Raw genomic sequence first — 16,043 nt, forward strand, 5'->3', positions numbered from 1 at the left:
CGGCCCGCCCTTCCCGCGCTACCTAGCGTGTGCATTTCTCGCCCAGAAGTTGCGCAATTCGTTCAATTCAGCACTTGTGCATGAGATCGTGCCCGCGGACCGCAAAGATCAGTGCCTGACGTACGTCGGGGTCGTCGAGTTTTCTTTTCAGCAACTGGTTCAGTCGATCGATTCGGTAGTACATTGTGCGTCGCTGCACGAACAGCGCTTCGGCCGCATGCGTCTTGTTCCCGTCGTAAGTCAGGAACGCACGTAGAGTCGGGAGCAACGGACTGGCGGAATTCGCGTCGTGCTTGAGGACGGGACCGAGTTCGTCCTCAACGTAGCGGGCCAGTTCTGGGCCCTGGGCCAGGGAAACCAGGAGCCGAAGCACGCCGAGTTCGTCGAACCGCAGCACTCGTTCGTCGTTTCGCGCAGCCGCGACGGAGGCTGCGCTGCGCGCCTGTTCCACCGCTTGCGGGACCTGACTTGCCGCCACCTGCCTACTGACGCCCGCTCGCACCCGGAGCGTGGACAGCTTCTCCACCAAGGTTTCTTCGGGGCACTGACGCGACAGGCCGATGATTGCCAGTGTGTGATCGCCGATGTCGGCGACCACGGAGGGGACGTGCAGTGTGCGGCACAACTCCTCCAATGCCTCGTCGAGCGGCGAGGCGATCGACGACCGTTTGCTGACGAAGACCACGACCAGTGATCGTTCTCGCAGATCGCGGCCGATTCGGAGGGCACGGGTGACGAAAGCTTCGCCCGAGATGTCGCCCAGGAGCAGCCGATTGACCAGGGCATTCTGTCGCTGAGCCGCCTTCGCGCCGCTCTCGCGGGCACCCAGGAGAGTGATGGCGACCGCATCCGCCGCACGATCGAGAGCGTAGAGGTCAGCCCGGTCGAGCGGTTCGGTGCCGTGGAGTATGTGCAACCATCCCCACCGTTCGCCACGCAGGATGACCGCCCGTCGCGTGCATTCGGATGGCTCCCCCGCCGCGTGCGCGGCACCGTGTGCGTTCGTCGCAGTATCGTGGAGGACTCGCGAGTGTCGTTCCCAATCAGTCAGTGTGACATCGGCTTTCGCGGTGGCGCCGGAGTATGCGACGACCTGGTGAAGGGTGTCTTCCAGGACCACAGGATGATCTACCTCGGCGGCTAGCTTCTCGGCAAACGAGACGTGGTCGCGACCTTCGAGCAGCGACTGCATGAACACATCGTTCAGTCGTTCATATGTGGTGAGTTCTAGCACGCGTTCATCGACCAGCGATTCGTGAACCTGCGCCGACACCTCCACGAATGGAAGCTCGCCTCGCAGACCCACCAAGGGGAAGTTCCTCGATACAGCCTCGTCGACGAGAGCGTCGGGCATGTCACTGTATGCGCGGCCGCTCAGTTCGAGAATGAGAACGGAGGCGCCTGCGTCGGAGATCTCGCGGATGAAACGCCGTTGCTGCTCCGGGTCTCGGGCGATGCCGAGGCCGGCGGTGAGCAACATTTCTCCACCGGTAAGGAAGCGCGCGATATCAGGTACCTCGACTGGGTGCACCCATCGTATCGATCGCGACAGGTTGGTTTCGCCGGCGAATATCGTCAACGGTATCCGCCTGAAGACCTCGAGTTTCAGCGCCGATTCGATTGTCAGCGGCTTCTCGCTCATTCTGGACCGGCGCGCGGATGAATCAGCAAATGCATGGTGTGCGATCGTGGATGACGTCATTTTCTAGCCTTGGTCTTGTGCCGCGGCGCGTGCGGCCACCAGCTGTTCTGACACGGGCGTGCTTGGAACCGTTGCGCGACTGGGTGAAAATGAGGCATTCGGGACCAGTTGCTCCAGTTGCCGGCGAAGGTGCTGGCTCGTGATGTGTGTGGATGAGAGAGCGCTGTGTATCACGATGCCCTCGATCAGCGCATTCACCGCCTGCGCGGCTTCCTCGTCCATATGGAGCTCGAAGAGCGCTTGCGTGACTCGGACCCAGTCGTCCGCGATGTCGAAGAACGCTGCCTTGCGGGTTGCGAGGGCGTACAGCTCGATCGTCACGACGAGCCCTCGCTTGTCTCCGGTCAGATCCTCGATGACGAGATCGACGAGAGAGTCGAGCAACTGTTCGCGACTTCTGACGCCCTCGAGCCGAGCCTGGAAGACGCCGAAAATGTTCGCGGCATGTCGCGTGATCGCTTCGGCGTGAAGATCTTCCAGAGATTTGAAGTAGTAGGTTGTCGATCCGAGGGGCACGCCCGCAGCTTCGGCAACTGCACGGTGCGTGGCACCTGCGACTCCGCGCTCGGCGATCACCTCGACGGCAACATCAACCAGTCGATCGCGCCGACCCGGGTCGCGTTGTCCTTGCTTGCTCACTGCTGGGCGCGTCGTCACACGCGGTTCCTTCCTCATCGTCACCACTCCTCGATGCCTGGGGACGTCGCTCGGTTCCAGGTCCACCAGGCTCGCCCTGGATCCACACGATTGACACGTGTACAAACGTACACCCATAATGTACGAATGTACATGTACATATGTACACGGATGTGAAGTGCAGACGGCTCCCGCAGTCGGAGCCGCCCACTCGCTCAGCGCCGTCATCGCACCGGATTCCTTCTCACCATTGGAGTACTGACATGACACATGGTCACCTCGTCGTGATCGGCGGAAGCGTCGCAGGCCTGATGGCCGCCGCCGCCGCAAGCGACCGTTTCGAGCGCGTCACCGTGGTCGAGCGCGATCAACTTTCGGGCAGCCCCGAGCCCCGAGCAGGTGTTCCCCAAGGAAATCAAGTTCACGTGATCCTCCCGCTCGGCCTCGAACGCATGGAAGAAGTGCTTCCCGGCATTCGACAAAACTTCGTCGAACGCGGGTGCCTCGAGTTCGATCAACTCGCCACAGTGCCGATGATGTCCGAATCCGGTTGGAAGGTGCGGGTAGACAGCGCGAATGCCGTCGCATTCCGCCGCCCACTTTTCGAGCTGGTCATTCGAGAGCGTGTCCTGGCACTCGGCAACGTCAGCATTCGGCACGGGTCTGCGCGCGGATTCCTGTTGTCGGATGATCGTTCGCGCGTCCTCGGCACTCGCCTCCGGGATGGATCCGAGATCGAAGCAGACTTCGTCGTCGACGCCTCGGGCAGACGCACCAAGTCCCCGGCATGGTTGCAAGACCTCGGCTTCGGCGCACCCACCGAAGTCCGCGCGAACGCCTACATGGGTTACGCGACGCAGTTCGTTCGCATCCCGGAAGGAGTTCTCGACGGCGCTCTCGGTCTCGTAGTGCATCCCGCGCCCGGGCACCACCGGGGCGGTGTGCTTTTGCCGGCCGACAACGGGGTTCATTCCCTGAGCGCGATCGGGATGATGCGGGACTACCCGCCGCGAGAAAGAGAAGGCTTCCTCGATTTCCTCGACGATGCCCGCTCGCCGTTGCTCGGCGAGATCGCGCGTCGATCTGTTCCCGTAAGTGATATCAATACCTACCACCAGGATGGCAACCTGCGGCGGCGCTGGGAGGACGAGTCCCTTCCGGACAGGCTGCTCGTCGTCGGTGACGCGTCCGCATCGTTCAATCCCATCTACGGTCAGGGCATGACCCTGGCGGCATCCGGGGGACGTCTCCTCAAAGCCGCGCTCGACACGAGATCGTCGCTCGACGCTCTGGCACACGACGTACAAGGCGATCTGGCGAGAGTAATCGACGCCGCGTTCTCGATGTCCGCGGCAGTCGACTCGATGTTCGAAGGCTCCGAATGCACAAACTTCACCCCGCCCTCACCCGAGGAGTGCGCCTACGCCGCCGCAGTGGAGGAATTGGCGACCGTCGACCCTGAAGTGGCCCTCGCCGCCGGAATGGCAGCGTTCTACATCGACCCGGAGGTTCTGCGGACCGAAGCAATCCAGCTCAGGGTCGAAGACTGGATCGACAGCGAACGCACCACAGGTGGCGCGGATCCAGGCCGTTACCCCACCGAGGTCCGGTCCACCGATTCCACCGCGGCGGCCGCCACTTTCTAGTTTCCAACTGAACTCGGCAGAACCGGAACGATTCTGTACCAACACTGTTCGTTCTCGTGCCGGGCCAGTGCGCGCAAGGAGGATTCAGATGTCCACTATTCAATTCGTCACTCCACAGGGCGAAGCCCACACGCTCGAGGCCGAGCCCGGAACGTCGGTGATGGAAATCGCCGTTCAGGACGGTGTGCCGGGGATCGTCGCCGAGTGCGGCGGCGCAGGAGCGTGCGCAACCTGCCACATCTACATCGACCCGGAGTATGCCGACCGCGTCGGTCCGCCCGGTGATCTCGAAGACGACATGCTCGACGGCACGATGGCCGAACGGAGAAACACCAGCCGGCTGGCCTGCCAGATCGAATTCCACCACGGCCTCGACGGCCTCCGCATCGAGATCGCACCGGAGCAGTCATGACCGGCACACTCATCGTCGGCGGCGGCCAGGCCGGAGCGCAGGCGGCGTTCTCATTGCGGGAGATGGGTTACACGGCGGACATCACCATCGTGGGCTCGGAGCCGCACCTCCCGTACCAGAGGCCACCGCTGTCGAAGGCGTTCCTCGCGGGAACCGCCGATCACGAAACCCTTCAGTTCCGCAAACCTGCGTACTACGACAAGATACGTGTCGAAGTCCTGTGCAATCAGCGGGTCACCGACATCGAATTCGATGGCGGGACTGCCGATGCCGCAGGCACCGCGCAACTCCATGACGGTACGGAGAAGTCGTTCCACCACCTGATGTTGGCGGTGGGAGGCCGACCCCGCCGCTTGACGGTCCCGGGCTCCGACCTCACAGGCGTGTGCTACCTACGGACCATCGCCGACGCGGTACAACTCATCAGCCACCTCGAGCACGGGGCATCCGTCGTCGTCATCGGCGGCGGGTTCGTGGGACTCGAGGCCGCGGCCATGGCACGCGGGCGAGGCAAAACCGTGACAGTGGTCGAACTCGCAGAACGACTGCTCTCGCGCACCGTAGCTCCCGAGATGTCCGCCTTCCTCACCGAAGCCCACCAGCGTCGCGGAACGCACATCCGGCTGGGGGACGGCGTCACCGCGATCGAAGGCAACGACGGACAGGCCACCGGTGTCCGCTTGTCCGACGGAAGTCTGCTGCCGGCGGACGTCGTTATCGTCGGGGTCGGCATGACACCCCGCCTCGAGCTGGCCGAACGCCTCGGACTGGAGACCGCCGGCGGCATCGTCGTCGACTCCTTCGCCCGGACGAGCGATTCCCGGGTCGTCGCCGCAGGAGATTGCACCGTCGGGCCGAATCCGATGACAGGTTCCGGCTTCGTCCGGCTCGAATCGGTACAGAACGCAGTCGACCAGGCCAAGGTTGCCGCTGCATCTATTGCAGGGCAGCCGTTCACGCACTCGGCGCTGCCCTGGTTCTGGTCGAACCAAGGCGATCTCAAGCTCCAGATGGCAGGTCTCACGGAGGGCTACGACCACGTCGAGCTCCGTGGTGAACCTGCGGCCGAGAAGTTTTCGGCGTTCTACTACCGAGACGGACGGCTCCTGGCCGTCCACGCCGTCAACAGGCCGCAGGACTACATGCTCGCGAGGAAGGCTCTGTCACAGCGCATGACCATCCCACCGGACAGAGTCGCGGACGGCGCGGCAGCCCTCGTGGCTGTTCCCTGACATCGGGGTGCATCCGCGAACAGGGGCCGACCGCTGCGGTCGGCCCCAATGTCTCGCAGAATCCTCACGGCAGGCTTGATCCGCTGCAGCCATCAGCGTTCAGGTGGGAGAGTAGGCGTGCCCAGTCGTTCGAGGAACGTCACCCGGAGTGGGCGCATCCGCACGAATCAATTCGGCGGCACGCAAGTCTGCCCACAACTCGGTAGGGATGTCGTATTCGAACAACTCGGCATCGAACTGTTGTTCCTGCTGATTTCCCGCGCGGACACACACACTCGCCACTGCAGGGTGCGCGATCGCGAACTGAAGCGCCACTGCACGAAGCGGCACGTTGTGATCCGAGCAGATCTTTTGAATCCGTGCGGTCTTCTTCCGCACCGCTGGTGGTACGGGTGCATCGTTGAATGTCGCGCCCTTGACCGGTCCTGTTGCGAGGATTCCGCTGTTGTAGACCCCTCCGAGAATCAGCCCGATGCAGGCCTCCTGGCACGCGGGCAAAAGATCGTCGAGCGACTCCTGCTCGAGGAGGGTGTAGCGACCGGAGAGCAAGAAACAATCCGCGTCGGTGTTCTTGAGCGCGCTGTGGCAGACGTCCACCTCGTTGGTCGCGAACCCGAGCGCCTTGACGACACCCTGGCTTCGCAGAGACTCCAACGCCGGGTACGCCGAGGAGAGAGCTTGACGGAATATCTCAGGCTGATCGTGACCATGAGTGTGGCGGTCGCAGTCGTGGATGAACAGGATGTCGAATCTATCCGTCAGCATCCGGTGCAAGCTCTGTTCGACACTGCGCATCACGCCGTCGTAGCTGTAGTCGAAGCTCGGCTCGAGCGGCGCGGTGTCCATGCATGATGCGCGTCGCGAGGACAAGGATGACGGGGAGATGACCCTGCCGACCTTGGTGGACAACACATACGAGTCGCGATCACGCTCACGCAGACCATGGCCCAGCCTGTATTCACCCAGCCCGTTGCCGTACAACGGAGCGCTGTCAAAGTATCTCGCCCCCAGATCCCATGCCGAGGAGATCAATTCGTGTGCCTCGTCGTCGGTGACGCGCCCGAGAACATTGCCTATGGGCGCGCCGTCGAAACTCATCACACCGAGCGACAGCCCGGACCTGTCCAGCTGCCTGGTATCGGTGATCTTCATCGTTCGCTTTCCGGAGTTCTGGGATTGTTCGCCTTCCGGTCGCGCGGAGCCGCCCCCCGCCGGCGGCTCCGCGCGGTGGACGCTCCTACAGGTGCTGTTCCTTCGCGCGCATGGACGAGTATTCGCCCTGGCGTTCGTCGTCGATATACGCGGGAACCGGGAAGTCCCACCAACCCGGAACCCACGGTCCGGCCGCGTCGCGGTCGGTGGGCACCTCGATCAGGGCCGGAGCCTTCGATTCGAAGGCCTTGCGATAGGTCGCCTCGAGATCTGAAGGATCCTCGACGCGGAACGACTCGAGCCCGAATGCCGTTCCGAGGGCCTTGAAATCGGGGCTGTACGGCGTGCCGTCCGGTCGGTTGAATTCGGTACCGATGTGCCGACTGGTCTGCTTACGCTGGCCGCCGCGGATCGACATGAACCCGGAGTTGTCCTGGACGACGAAGACAACCGGAATGTCATGGGTGACGCAGATCCCGATCTCCTGCGCAGTCATCAGGAAGTCCCCGTCACCGACGACACACGCGACCTGACGGTCGGGGGCGGCGAGCTTGGCTCCCATGGCGGCGGGAATCGCCCAACCCATCGAGGAGAACCCACCGGAGGTCAGGTGCGTGCGTGGCTGGTAGACCGGGAAGGTCTGCTTGACCGCGCCCTGGGTGTTGCCGGAGCCGGCGACGATGATTCCGTCTCGCTCCATTACATTGCGTAATCCGCCGAGGGGACGCTGTGACGTGAATGGGTACCGATCCGAGTCGCGGCGAGAGGCGAGTTGTTCCTCCCATTCCTCCTTCAGACGCCCCAGTTCGGCGAGGTACTCGCCACGCTGCGGCGAGGCGGAAGGCAGTGCCGCGGTAATGGCATCGACTGTCGGCTTGGCGTCGGCGACGATGCCGACCTCGGCCGGGTAGTTCTTACCGATTTCGTGCGGGTCGATGTCGATGTGGATGAGCTTGGCCGGCGGAATGGAGAAGGTCACCCCCTGGGCGTAACTCGATGCCGACCAGTCGGTGAACCGGCACCCGACGGAGATCACCACATCCGCTTTGGATGCAATGGCGTTGCCGACGATGGTGCCGGTCTGTCCGACGCTGCCCGCGAACAGGTCGTGGTCTTCGGGGAAGGCGCCCTTGCCGTTCCATGTGGTCACCACGGGGATCTGCCATGTTTCAGCGAGCCGCAGGACTTCCTGAGCGGCATCGGCAGTGATCGCGCCGCCGCCGACAACGATCACCGGACGCGCCGAGTCCACGAGGACGCGGGCGGCTCGATCGACCGCCAAGGGGTCGGGCTGCTGCAGCCCGACCGGCAGCCGCCGCGCGAGGTCATGCAGGGATACCTCGGCTGCCTCTGCCTGCACATCCATCGGAACCTCGATGTGGGCGGGGCCCGGACGGCCGGTCAGCATCGTGTTGAACGCCCGGTGCATGATGAACGGCAGTTCCTCGACGCGGGTCGCGACCCAGCTCCGCTTCGATACCGCGTCGGTGACCTGCGGGAAACCGTTGTCGGTGTGGCGGTCGAGTTCCTGCAGCAAGCCGTGTCCCCGCATGTGGGTCGGCGGGCCGCCGGTGATACAGAGCAGGCTCGTCGAGTCACTGTACGCGGTGGCGAGGCCGAGAACGGTGTTCGCGGCGCCCGCACCAATGGAGGTCACCGCTGCCATCGGCTTGCCGGACGCCCGATAAAAGCCGTCCGCAAGGTGCACGGCGCTCTGCTCGTGGAACACCTGGATGAAGGGGATCTCGGATCCCTTCTCCAGAAACGCATCGGTCAATGACCAGATCCCGTGGCCGGGGATGCCGGCGACGTATGGAACTCCGTACTGTTTCAAGACCTGTGCGACGACCTGGCCGCCTGTCAGCTTAGGCATGGGTGGTCCTTTCCTGCTCTGCAGAATCAAGGGAATCGGTGTGGTTGTGGTGCGCCCGGAGGAGTTCGGCGATCTCGATGGCGTCGCCTTCGGGGGCGTTCGAGGCTTCGTGAGGTTTCGCGATGATCCCGTCGCTCAGCTCTGCGATCGACACCGGCAGCCTGCTCTGCCGAGGCTCCACCGTCCCGCGGGGCTCCAGCCGCGAGGCCTGGCAACGCACACGCCGCGGGATCGACGCCCGCTCATGCGACGAATATTGCTTCTGGTAGAGAACATGAATCTCAGAACTTCCTCGCGTGACGTTGTTCATGTTCAGTCTGCAGCGAGACAACTGAGATAGTTAGACCCATAGTGTGCATATGACGGCTCCACTGCTTCGCCTTTTGTGCAGCAACGCTGCATTCGCGAGTGAGAGGTCTCCGATCCACTGGGAATATGGGAACCACCCGGCCGATGCCGTTACGAGTGCGCCTCAGCTTGGGTCTGAACCGAATTCAGAGCCTCAAACGGCCAACCACTGTGCCGGTACCTGATGGCGCCGACGCCTGGGGCACGTCACAGACTGGTTGCCATTCCGGCATTTGGGGAGAGGCCTTCATATCTCATTGATCTGTTCGACCATCCACGCCGCGATCTGGACCCGCGACGTGAATCCGAGTTTGGTGAGGATGTGCTCGACGTGCCCCTGGACCGTCCGCGGGGAGATGCCGAGCTCGGCAGCGATCGCCTTGTTGGTCAGCCCCCGCGCCACGAGTTCGGCGACCTCGTGCTCGCGCTTGGTGAGAAGAGATGGCTTGGGAATCTTGCCCGCTTGGTCGGAGGATTGCCTGTTGAGCGCAAAGGTAACCGAGGCATCGAGGTCGAGAGCATTCCCCTCATGGCGTGCGGCCTCGAAAGTTTTTGTGCCCAGAGCTTGCCGCGCCCTCCGCTCGCAGTCGTTGTGGTAGTCGAGGAGGTTCGGAAGATATGCGGAGGAACTGCCTACCGCACGGCTGAGTACTTCGGCAGCCCCCATCAACACCGCGGCGCGGCGAGGCTCCTCGTCGCTCGCCGCAATCCATGCGAGTGTCTCCAAACAGGTCGTAGCCCCGACCTGGTCGTTCGCGACCTGTGCCAATCGGAGCCCCCGCTCGAGCTGCTCCGTTGCGCGACGCGGTTCGCCCCGCCGCCACCAGGCAACGCCCAGAGCCCACAGCGAATAGGCCTGCAACACCGATTCCCCTCGCGATCGGGTGATCTCGTGGACCTCTTCGAAGCGGGAAATCGCAAGGTCGGTATCGCCCCGCCATTCGTAAGCGATACCGAGCGACATCAACGCCTCGAGCCGGAGGGAGAGATCGCGCGGATCGACGAAAGCCGACACCGAAGCCTCTAGCCGAGAGCACGCCTTGGGCAGGTCACCACTGAACAGTGCGCAAAGCCCCTCCGCATGGGCGGCGAGGGAATCGATCGTCGAGTCCTGCGTCTGCTCGGCGAGCTGGAGTGCCTGCGCCACCAACCGGGCTGCGACCGAGAGGTCCCCCTGCATTTCCGCCAACACGCTATCGGCATACAGCGCCTCGACCCGTTCGATTGTCGGCTGCCCGCTGTGGCGATCCAGAATCCGGTCGAGCCAATACCGTCCCTCACTGAACAGCGACCTCGAGTTCCAGAATTGGAAGAGAGCGCTCGCGATCGTCAAGCCGATGACGGGATCTTCGGAGGCGCAGAATTCCATCGCCTCCCGGAGATTGGGTTGCTCACGTTCGATTCGCTGGAACCATTCCAGCTGTCTGTCACCAATCCACTGTGTATTGGCATCCTCAGCCAACCGGCGGTACCAATCTCTGTGTCGCACTCGCAGGTCGCGGTATCGGCCGCTTTCCTGTGCTTTCTCCGCGCCAAAGCCTCGAAGTGTCTCGAGCATCCGAAATCGAACCACGGGGCCGGATTCCTCGCGAATGAGGATCGATTTGTCGAGCAGAGAGGTCACAACGTCGACCACCCCCGATGGTGAGAGGTCGAAGCCGCAGATTTCCTCTGCCGCATCGAGTTCGAAACTTCCTGCGAAGATCGCTAGCCTTTCCCAAGCCAACTGCTCGGGCGTGGTGCACAGCTCGTAACTCCAGTCGATGCACAAGCGAAGCGTCTGCTGTCGGGTCGGCGCGCTTCGGGTGCCCCCGGTCAGCAATTCGTAGCGATCGGTGAGCCGTCGAAGAATCTGCTCCGGCGACATGGCGCGCAGGCGGGCGGCAGCCAGTTCGATCGGCAAGGGCAACCCGTCGAGCTTTCGACAGATTCCGGCGACGGCCGCTCGATTGCTGTCGTTGAGTTCGAAGCCCGGGACAGCGGCCGCGGCACGCTCGACGAACAACCGGACTGCGTCGGATCGGGGCATGCTCCTGGATGAGGAAGGACGGTCGGACTCGGGGACGGTGAGCGGGGGAACACGAAGGACTGCTTCGCCGCCGATGGCGAGGGCCTCTCGACTGGTGGCGAGTATGCGGAGTTCCGGGCAGCTGCGCAGGAGGATCTCGACCAGTTTCGCGACGGCGTCCACCAGCTGTTCGCAGTTGTCGAGAACGAGCAGCATCCGCTTCGAGCCGAGGAATTCCACGAGCAGGTCCTGAACCGGCCGTGCCGACTGTTCCCGCACTCCCAGTGCGCCGGTCACGACGTCGACCAGCAGGGATTCGTCGCGCAGTTCGCCGAGTTCGGCCAGCCACACACCATCGGGAAACGCACGGTCTGATTGTGCTGCTGCCTTCAATGCGAGCCGAGTTTTCCCGACACCGCCGATCCCGGTCAGCGTGACGAGGCGAGACACCTTCAGCTGGTTCTTCGCTTCCGCGAGGTCGCTTCGGCGACCGACGAAGCTGGTCAACGCGACGGGGAGATTTCCCGCGAGTGGTCTCCCCGGATCTGCCCCCGACGGTGCCTTGGCGCGGGAGTTCGGTGTCAGGCTGGGACGTCGGTCCGCAACCGGGCGCACGGGCATCTCGTCAAGCGGAAGCCCGTGGCGGAGTTCCACCTCTTGGAGTTCGTCGCCGAGTTCCATCGCTGTAGGTCGGATCTCTGGATCCTGTGACATCGCTCGTTCGACGACCGCACTGAGGTCGTCAGGGACCCCGTGCTCGCGTGGATCGGGGGGAGGATGGCTGGTGATCCTGACGAACTGGGCCATTAGTTGCTCGCCGCTACGGCGTTCGAACGCGGCATGCCCGGTCAAGGCGCAGAAGAGGGTAGCGGCGAGACCGTATACGTCCGCTGCGGGACTCGGGGTTTGTCCCGCGAGTACTTCGGGCGCAGTGAATGCGGGGGACCCGGTGACGACGCCGGTCGCTGTCTCGAATCCTCCGGCGAAGTGTGCGATACCGAAGTCGGTCAGGGCCGGTTCACCGTATTCGGTGAGGAGTATGTTGGCGGGTTTGACGTCGCGGTGGAGAATTCCGAGCCGGTGCGCAGTCTCCAGTGCTCCCGCCGTCTTCACGCCGAGTTTCAGCACTTCCTCCACTGCAAGAGGTCCGTGACGTCGAATTTCGCCGTCGAGTGAATCGTGCGGGTGGTAGGGCATCACGAGGTAGGGGCGCCCGCTTTCTGTCGCACCGACCTGCAGAATGTTGACGACGTTAGGGTGACCGGTCAGGCGCCCCATCGCCCGTTGTTCACGCAAGAAGCGTTCGTGGTTCTCCTCGTCCAGGTCGGTGGTCAGCACTTTGACGGCCACCGTTCTGTCCAGGACGGACTGCCGGCAGCGGTAGACCACCCCGAAGCCGCCACGACCGATCTCCTGGGCGTCGTCGAATCCGCACGCCTCCAGCTCCGTCGTGATCGGCAGAACCACATCCCGCTGGGTTTCGAACGGATCGATCCCGGACATCGCTTACGCCGATTCGTCCAGTCCGCGACAGCGTTGACGATATGACATCTTGCACCTCGCAGAAAATGTATCCGGCGCTACCTCCGACCACGGCGAAGGCTGTCCGTGACCGGAGATCTCCTATCTTGCCACCGTCCCGACGCCGGTTCACACAGCAGACGCTGCGGCGGGCGCCAATTGCGAAACCAACCAACCAGTCTGGTCGTGAACTGACTGGAACGCGTGGTGCGAAAGGATCGAAGATTCTGAGGCAGAGGGTTCACAGATCGAGGACCAGGCGCGGGCTTTTCGAGCGCCCGACGCAAATGATCATCGTTTTGGCGGCGTCGTGGTCGGCGGCCGGCGATACGCTGTCGCGGTGGTCGGGGACTCCGCCGAGAACCCTTACTTCGCATGCTCCGCAGAACCCTTCCTCGCACGAGAAGGGTGCCTCGACGTCGGTGTCTTCCAAGGCATCAAGAATTGTCTGGTCCGCCCCGACCTGGACGGTCACTCCCGATTGCTGCAGATGCACTTCGAACGGGAGGTCGCCGTCGACGGGTCCTGTCACAGTATTCGCCGGTGCGGCAAAACGTTCGATATGCAGCTGCCCGGCCAGACCACGACTCGAGCACTCTGCCTCGACGGCATCCAATAATCCCGACGGACCGCAGCAGTAGATTTGAGTGTCGGTTCCGATCTGGGAGAGGAGGGCCCCGAGATCCGGCCGGCCGCTCACGTCTTCGGCAACGGGCGTCACTCGGTCCGGTCCGAATTCGAGTAGCCGGTCAAGGTAGGCCATGCTTGTCAGCGTCCGTCCGCCGTAGATCAGCGTCCAGTCGGCGCGGTTACGTTCCGCGGTTTCGATCATCGGGAGCATCGGAGTGACCCCGATGCCGCCGGCGATGAAGAGATAGCGGTTCGACTCCACCAACGGAAAGTGGTTCCGCGGTCCCCTGATGGTCAACTGAGTACCCGGTGTCAGTGTGTCGTGGACTTCGGCGGAACCACCCCTGCCGTTCGGCTCCCGCAAGACCGCCACGGTGTAGGTCTTCTCGTCGTGCGGCGAACCACACAGCGAATACTGGCGGACGAGGCCGGATGGCAGCTCCAGATCAATGTGAGCTCCGGGTTGCCAAGCGGGCAGGGGCGTATTTGCGGTCGGCTCGAGCGTGAGGGCCACGACGTGGGCGGTGACACCTTCGGTCGAGAGCACGTTGACCTTCACGCGGTCCGATTCTGTATCGATCATCCGATCGCTTCTTTCATCTTGTCAAGGCTTTGTCGGATGCCACTGGGTGCGGATCCGGAGCGAGGACTGCGCAGCGCTTCGTCGGCGGCGGTCGCGCCCGCGGTCGAGCGCCGGTCTACGTTGTGCTGCACAATGATTACCGTTGCTCGACCGCGGTGCGGTGGGAGGGGATGTCAGGATTGGCCGGCAGGTACAGAGGCCGGAGGCCACGTGTCCGTGCGTTCCAAGATGGGTGCGTACATCGGAACCTCGGGGTGAACCAGTGCCCGGTGAACGAGTTTCTCCCACGTTTGGGTCATGTACTCGCTGTCGATCCCGGGGATCAGCGTCCCGAGTTCGCTTCCACCTGCGTCGTGCGCCTTCTGCACCCGGGAGCAGACGTCGCGGTCCTCCCGAACGACGGTGAGGATGAGTTCGAGCCAGTCATCGACCTGCTGCTCGGTGAGGGGGTCGATGCTGAACACATCGACGTCGATGCGTGTCTCACGGGTGCTGATCGGAACGAAGCGGAAGGCAATGAATCCAGGCTGCTTGGCTTGCTCCTCGATACCGTCGGCGACGCTGTCGGGTAGCTTCCCGGCACCACCCGAACTCATGAAGAAGATGGCCGGCCAGCAGTAGTACGAGTTGTCGTCACGCAGGCCCTCGTACTGCTCCATGACGACCTCGAACTGGAGCGGTCCGATGGGGTAGCTGTACAGGTGCTCGCCGTCCAACCGGGCCGTCTTGTACCAGGACGGATGCACAGTGGGGCAGTGGTAGCACTCGCAATTGTTGTCCCACACTATCTTCCAGTTGGAGTCGAAGTCGACAGACTTGCGTCCCTGGAAGGTGGCTTCGTCCAGTGGGAGGGCTCGATCCCGGGCGAGTATCGGGATCGGCCCGAGCGCTTCGGTCAGCGAGGGAGCGTCCCCGGACGGGTTGACGAATACCATGTTGCCGAGAAAATCGACCTTTGCGGTCTTCAAGCAGAGGGGCGTGCCGTCGAAATTCGGGTCCTCCTTCGAGCGCGGCGCCGCGTTGAACGATCCGTCGAGTTTGTACGTCCATGCGTGGTAGTTGCACTGGAGCAGTTTTCGGTTGCCGGCTCCGATGGCCACCGAGTGGTGACGGTGCCGGCAGATGTTGTGGAACGCGCGCACAACCATGTCTTTCCCGCAGACCACGACGATCGGGAGGCCACCGACCTCGCAGGTGAAGAAGTCTCCGGGCTTGGCCACCTGACCGCGATGCCCGACGTACTCCCACGAGCGCCGGAAGATCGCATGCTTCTCCTGTTCGAAGATGGAGTCGTCGGTGTACCAGCTCGAGGGGAGTGTCTGGCCGTTCTCGATCGCCTGCCCGACCGCCCCGTCCGGGTCGAGGCTCCCACGAGTTCCCTGGTCAACACGTTCAGGGTGGGTGATTGACATGTTTCGTCCTCCTGGATCCCTCCATATGTGTACTCGTGTACACATCGAGTGAGGCAAATGTAGAACGAGGGCAGTGGTGTGTCAACAGTCACTCGACGAACGGGCCTCGGCCGCCGGGCTGTTCGTGCGGCCGGAACTGGCCCTTATGCTGGTGGGGTTACCTGCTCTAAAGGCGTAATGTGTTGCAAGAGAAAGTAAATCGGGAACTGTCGAAACAGATTCGTCAGTCGGGCACGATGGCGCCGAGGATACGTTCGACCTCGGCCTGATCGAGCGGTTCGTCACTGATCAGCGACTCGAACATCAAGCCGACGTACGCGGCGAAGTAGACGCGTCCCGCGCTCTTGCCGACTCGATCCTCCAGCACGGTGCGCAACACCGCGTCCCACTGATGGCTCAGCGGCCTCAGGTCCACGGTGCGCGCAGACGCCAGGTAGAGCTCGTACTCGACCAGGATTCCGTCGCGAGCTTCGCCTGGAAAGGACTGTGTCGCAATCAGCGTCGCAAGCCGTGAGGCCACATTGTTCGCGTCAAGTCCAACCGCCCACTGCGCGATCAGCTCCTCGAACTCCGCGATTCCCACACGAATAGCAGCCTCGAGCAGCTCCTGGCGATTCGCATAGTGATATGTCGTCGAGCCCAGGGGCACGTCGGCCTGTCGAGCAACTGCACGGTGCGTCAGCCCGGCGAGGCCGCCCTGCCTGAGTACGTCGATTGTCGCTCGCGCGATCCGCGACGCCCGTTCGCGATCTGTCGGCCCGCGGGGGCTGCGGGTGGTGCTCGCCATTGCGCGAGTCTAGCAACGCACAAACAGCTCGGTGCCGGCGATGGCCGCCGTGTCTGCACGGTTCGTGAAACCAAGCGGGGTCACGTTTCGCAGATTGCCCC

At 63.2% G+C, this 16,043-nt stretch carries 13 protein-coding genes; 4 read left to right on the plus strand and 9 right to left on the minus strand.

The genetic code is table 11. The features are described from left to right. Window positions 1-67: 67 nt before the first annotated feature. Window positions 68-1,579 (minus strand): PucR family transcriptional regulator ligand-binding domain-containing protein, encoded by a 1,512-nt coding sequence (locus CJ179_RS42365; protein WP_244163857.1) that lies wholly within the window; start codon window positions 1,577-1,579, stop codon window positions 68-70. Here CJ179_RS42365 and CJ179_RS53445 point away from each other — a divergent pair. After that, complete coding sequence (locus tag CJ179_RS53445) at window positions 1,470-1,709, plus strand: hypothetical protein (RefSeq protein ID WP_244163884.1); 240 nt, start codon at window positions 1,470-1,472, stop codon at window positions 1,707-1,709. The genes CJ179_RS42365 and CJ179_RS53445 overlap by 110 nt on opposite strands. Here CJ179_RS53445 and CJ179_RS42370 read toward each other — a convergent pair. Next, entirely contained in the window at window positions 1,706-2,359 is a 654-nt protein-coding gene (locus CJ179_RS42370) for a TetR/AcrR family transcriptional regulator (RefSeq protein WP_206014128.1), read from the minus strand. The genes CJ179_RS53445 and CJ179_RS42370 overlap by 4 nt on opposite strands. Window positions 2,360-2,601: 242 nt before the next feature. On the opposite strand from CJ179_RS42370, the gene CJ179_RS42375 reads away from it, so the two are divergent. The 3 genes from CJ179_RS42375 to CJ179_RS42385 all read left to right on the plus strand — a co-directional run bounded on the left by CJ179_RS42375 (window position 2,602) and on the right by CJ179_RS42385 (window position 5,628). Continuing rightward, on the plus strand, window positions 2,602-3,984 hold the full coding sequence (locus CJ179_RS42375) for an NAD(P)/FAD-dependent oxidoreductase (RefSeq protein WP_072942666.1): 1,383 nt from the start codon (window positions 2,602-2,604) through the stop codon (window positions 3,982-3,984). Window positions 3,985-4,072: 88 nt separating this feature from the next. Then, on the plus strand, window positions 4,073-4,396 hold the full coding sequence (locus tag CJ179_RS42380; protein WP_095865434.1) for a 2Fe-2S iron-sulfur cluster-binding protein: 324 nt from the start codon (window positions 4,073-4,075) through the stop codon (window positions 4,394-4,396). Next, window positions 4,393-5,628: an NAD(P)/FAD-dependent oxidoreductase gene (locus CJ179_RS42385; RefSeq protein WP_072942670.1), complete on the plus strand. Its 1,236-nt coding sequence runs from the start codon at window positions 4,393-4,395 to the stop codon at window positions 5,626-5,628. Before CJ179_RS42380 ends, CJ179_RS42385 begins: the two co-directional genes overlap by 4 nt. A gap of 99 nt (window positions 5,629-5,727) precedes the next feature. On the opposite strand, the gene CJ179_RS42390 is transcribed toward CJ179_RS42385, so the two are convergent. The 7 genes from CJ179_RS42390 to CJ179_RS42415 form a co-directional block, all read right to left on the minus strand. Beyond that, a complete protein-coding gene (locus CJ179_RS42390) occupies window positions 5,728-6,780 on the minus strand; it encodes an aldo/keto reductase (protein WP_095865435.1) in 1,053 nt (350 codons plus the stop codon). Between the two features lie 85 nt (window positions 6,781-6,865). Further along, complete coding sequence (locus CJ179_RS42395; RefSeq protein ID WP_072942672.1) at window positions 6,866-8,653, minus strand: thiamine pyrophosphate-binding protein; 1,788 nt, start codon at window positions 8,651-8,653, stop codon at window positions 6,866-6,868. Further along, window positions 8,646-8,807 (minus strand): hypothetical protein, encoded by a 162-nt coding sequence (locus CJ179_RS52365; RefSeq protein ID WP_218834913.1) that lies wholly within the window; start codon window positions 8,805-8,807, stop codon window positions 8,646-8,648. The genes CJ179_RS42395 and CJ179_RS52365 overlap by 8 nt, the downstream gene beginning before the upstream one ends. A gap of 441 nt (window positions 8,808-9,248) precedes the next feature. After that, entirely contained in the window at window positions 9,249-12,512 is a 3,264-nt protein-coding gene (locus CJ179_RS42400; RefSeq protein ID WP_095865436.1) for a protein kinase, read from the minus strand. Window positions 12,513-12,771: 259 nt separating this feature from the next. Continuing rightward, window positions 12,772-13,719 carry a PDR/VanB family oxidoreductase gene (locus CJ179_RS42405; RefSeq protein ID WP_257016068.1) on the minus strand — a complete coding sequence of 316 codons (948 nt, stop codon included), beginning with the start codon at window positions 13,717-13,719 and terminating at the stop codon, window positions 12,772-12,774. A 197-nt stretch (window positions 13,720-13,916) separates the two neighbouring features. Then, on the minus strand, window positions 13,917-15,155 hold the full coding sequence (locus tag CJ179_RS42410; protein WP_179377876.1) for an aromatic ring-hydroxylating dioxygenase subunit alpha: 1,239 nt from the start codon (window positions 15,153-15,155) through the stop codon (window positions 13,917-13,919). A gap of 223 nt (window positions 15,156-15,378) precedes the next feature. Continuing rightward, a complete protein-coding gene (locus CJ179_RS42415; protein WP_095865439.1) occupies window positions 15,379-15,942 on the minus strand; it encodes a TetR/AcrR family transcriptional regulator in 564 nt (187 codons plus the stop codon). Between the last annotated feature and the right edge of the window lie 101 nt (window positions 15,943-16,043).

It is taken from the genome of Rhodococcus sp. ACS1, from assembly GCF_002300155.1.
In the GTDB taxonomy this organism is placed as follows: Bacteria; Actinomycetota; Actinomycetes; order Mycobacteriales; family Mycobacteriaceae; genus Rhodococcus_F; species Rhodococcus_F koreensis.

Bases quoted from the DNA above. Each gene is read 5' to 3' on its own strand.
- CJ179_RS42390 (WP_095865435.1), bottom strand. From the start codon at position 6,780: ATGAAGATCACCGATACCAGGCAGCTGGACAGGTCCGGGCTGTCGCTC.
- CJ179_RS42415 (WP_095865439.1), bottom strand. From the start codon at position 15,942: ATGGCGAGCACCACCCGCAGCCCCCGCGGGCCGACAGATCGCGAACGG.
- CJ179_RS42380 (WP_095865434.1), top strand. From the start codon at position 4,073: ATGTCCACTATTCAATTCGTCACTCCACAGGGCGAAGCCCACACGCTC.
- CJ179_RS42400 (WP_095865436.1), bottom strand. From the start codon at position 12,512: ATGTCCGGGATCGATCCGTTCGAAACCCAGCGGGATGTGGTTCTGCCG.
- CJ179_RS42375 (WP_072942666.1), top strand. From the start codon at position 2,602: ATGACACATGGTCACCTCGTCGTGATCGGCGGAAGCGTCGCAGGCCTG.
- CJ179_RS42395 (WP_072942672.1), bottom strand. From the start codon at position 8,653: ATGCCTAAGCTGACAGGCGGCCAGGTCGTCGCACAGGTCTTGAAACAG.
- CJ179_RS42385 (WP_072942670.1), top strand. From the start codon at position 4,393: ATGACCGGCACACTCATCGTCGGCGGCGGCCAGGCCGGAGCGCAGGCG.
- CJ179_RS42410 (WP_179377876.1), bottom strand. From the start codon at position 15,155: ATGTCAATCACCCACCCTGAACGTGTTGACCAGGGAACTCGTGGGAGC.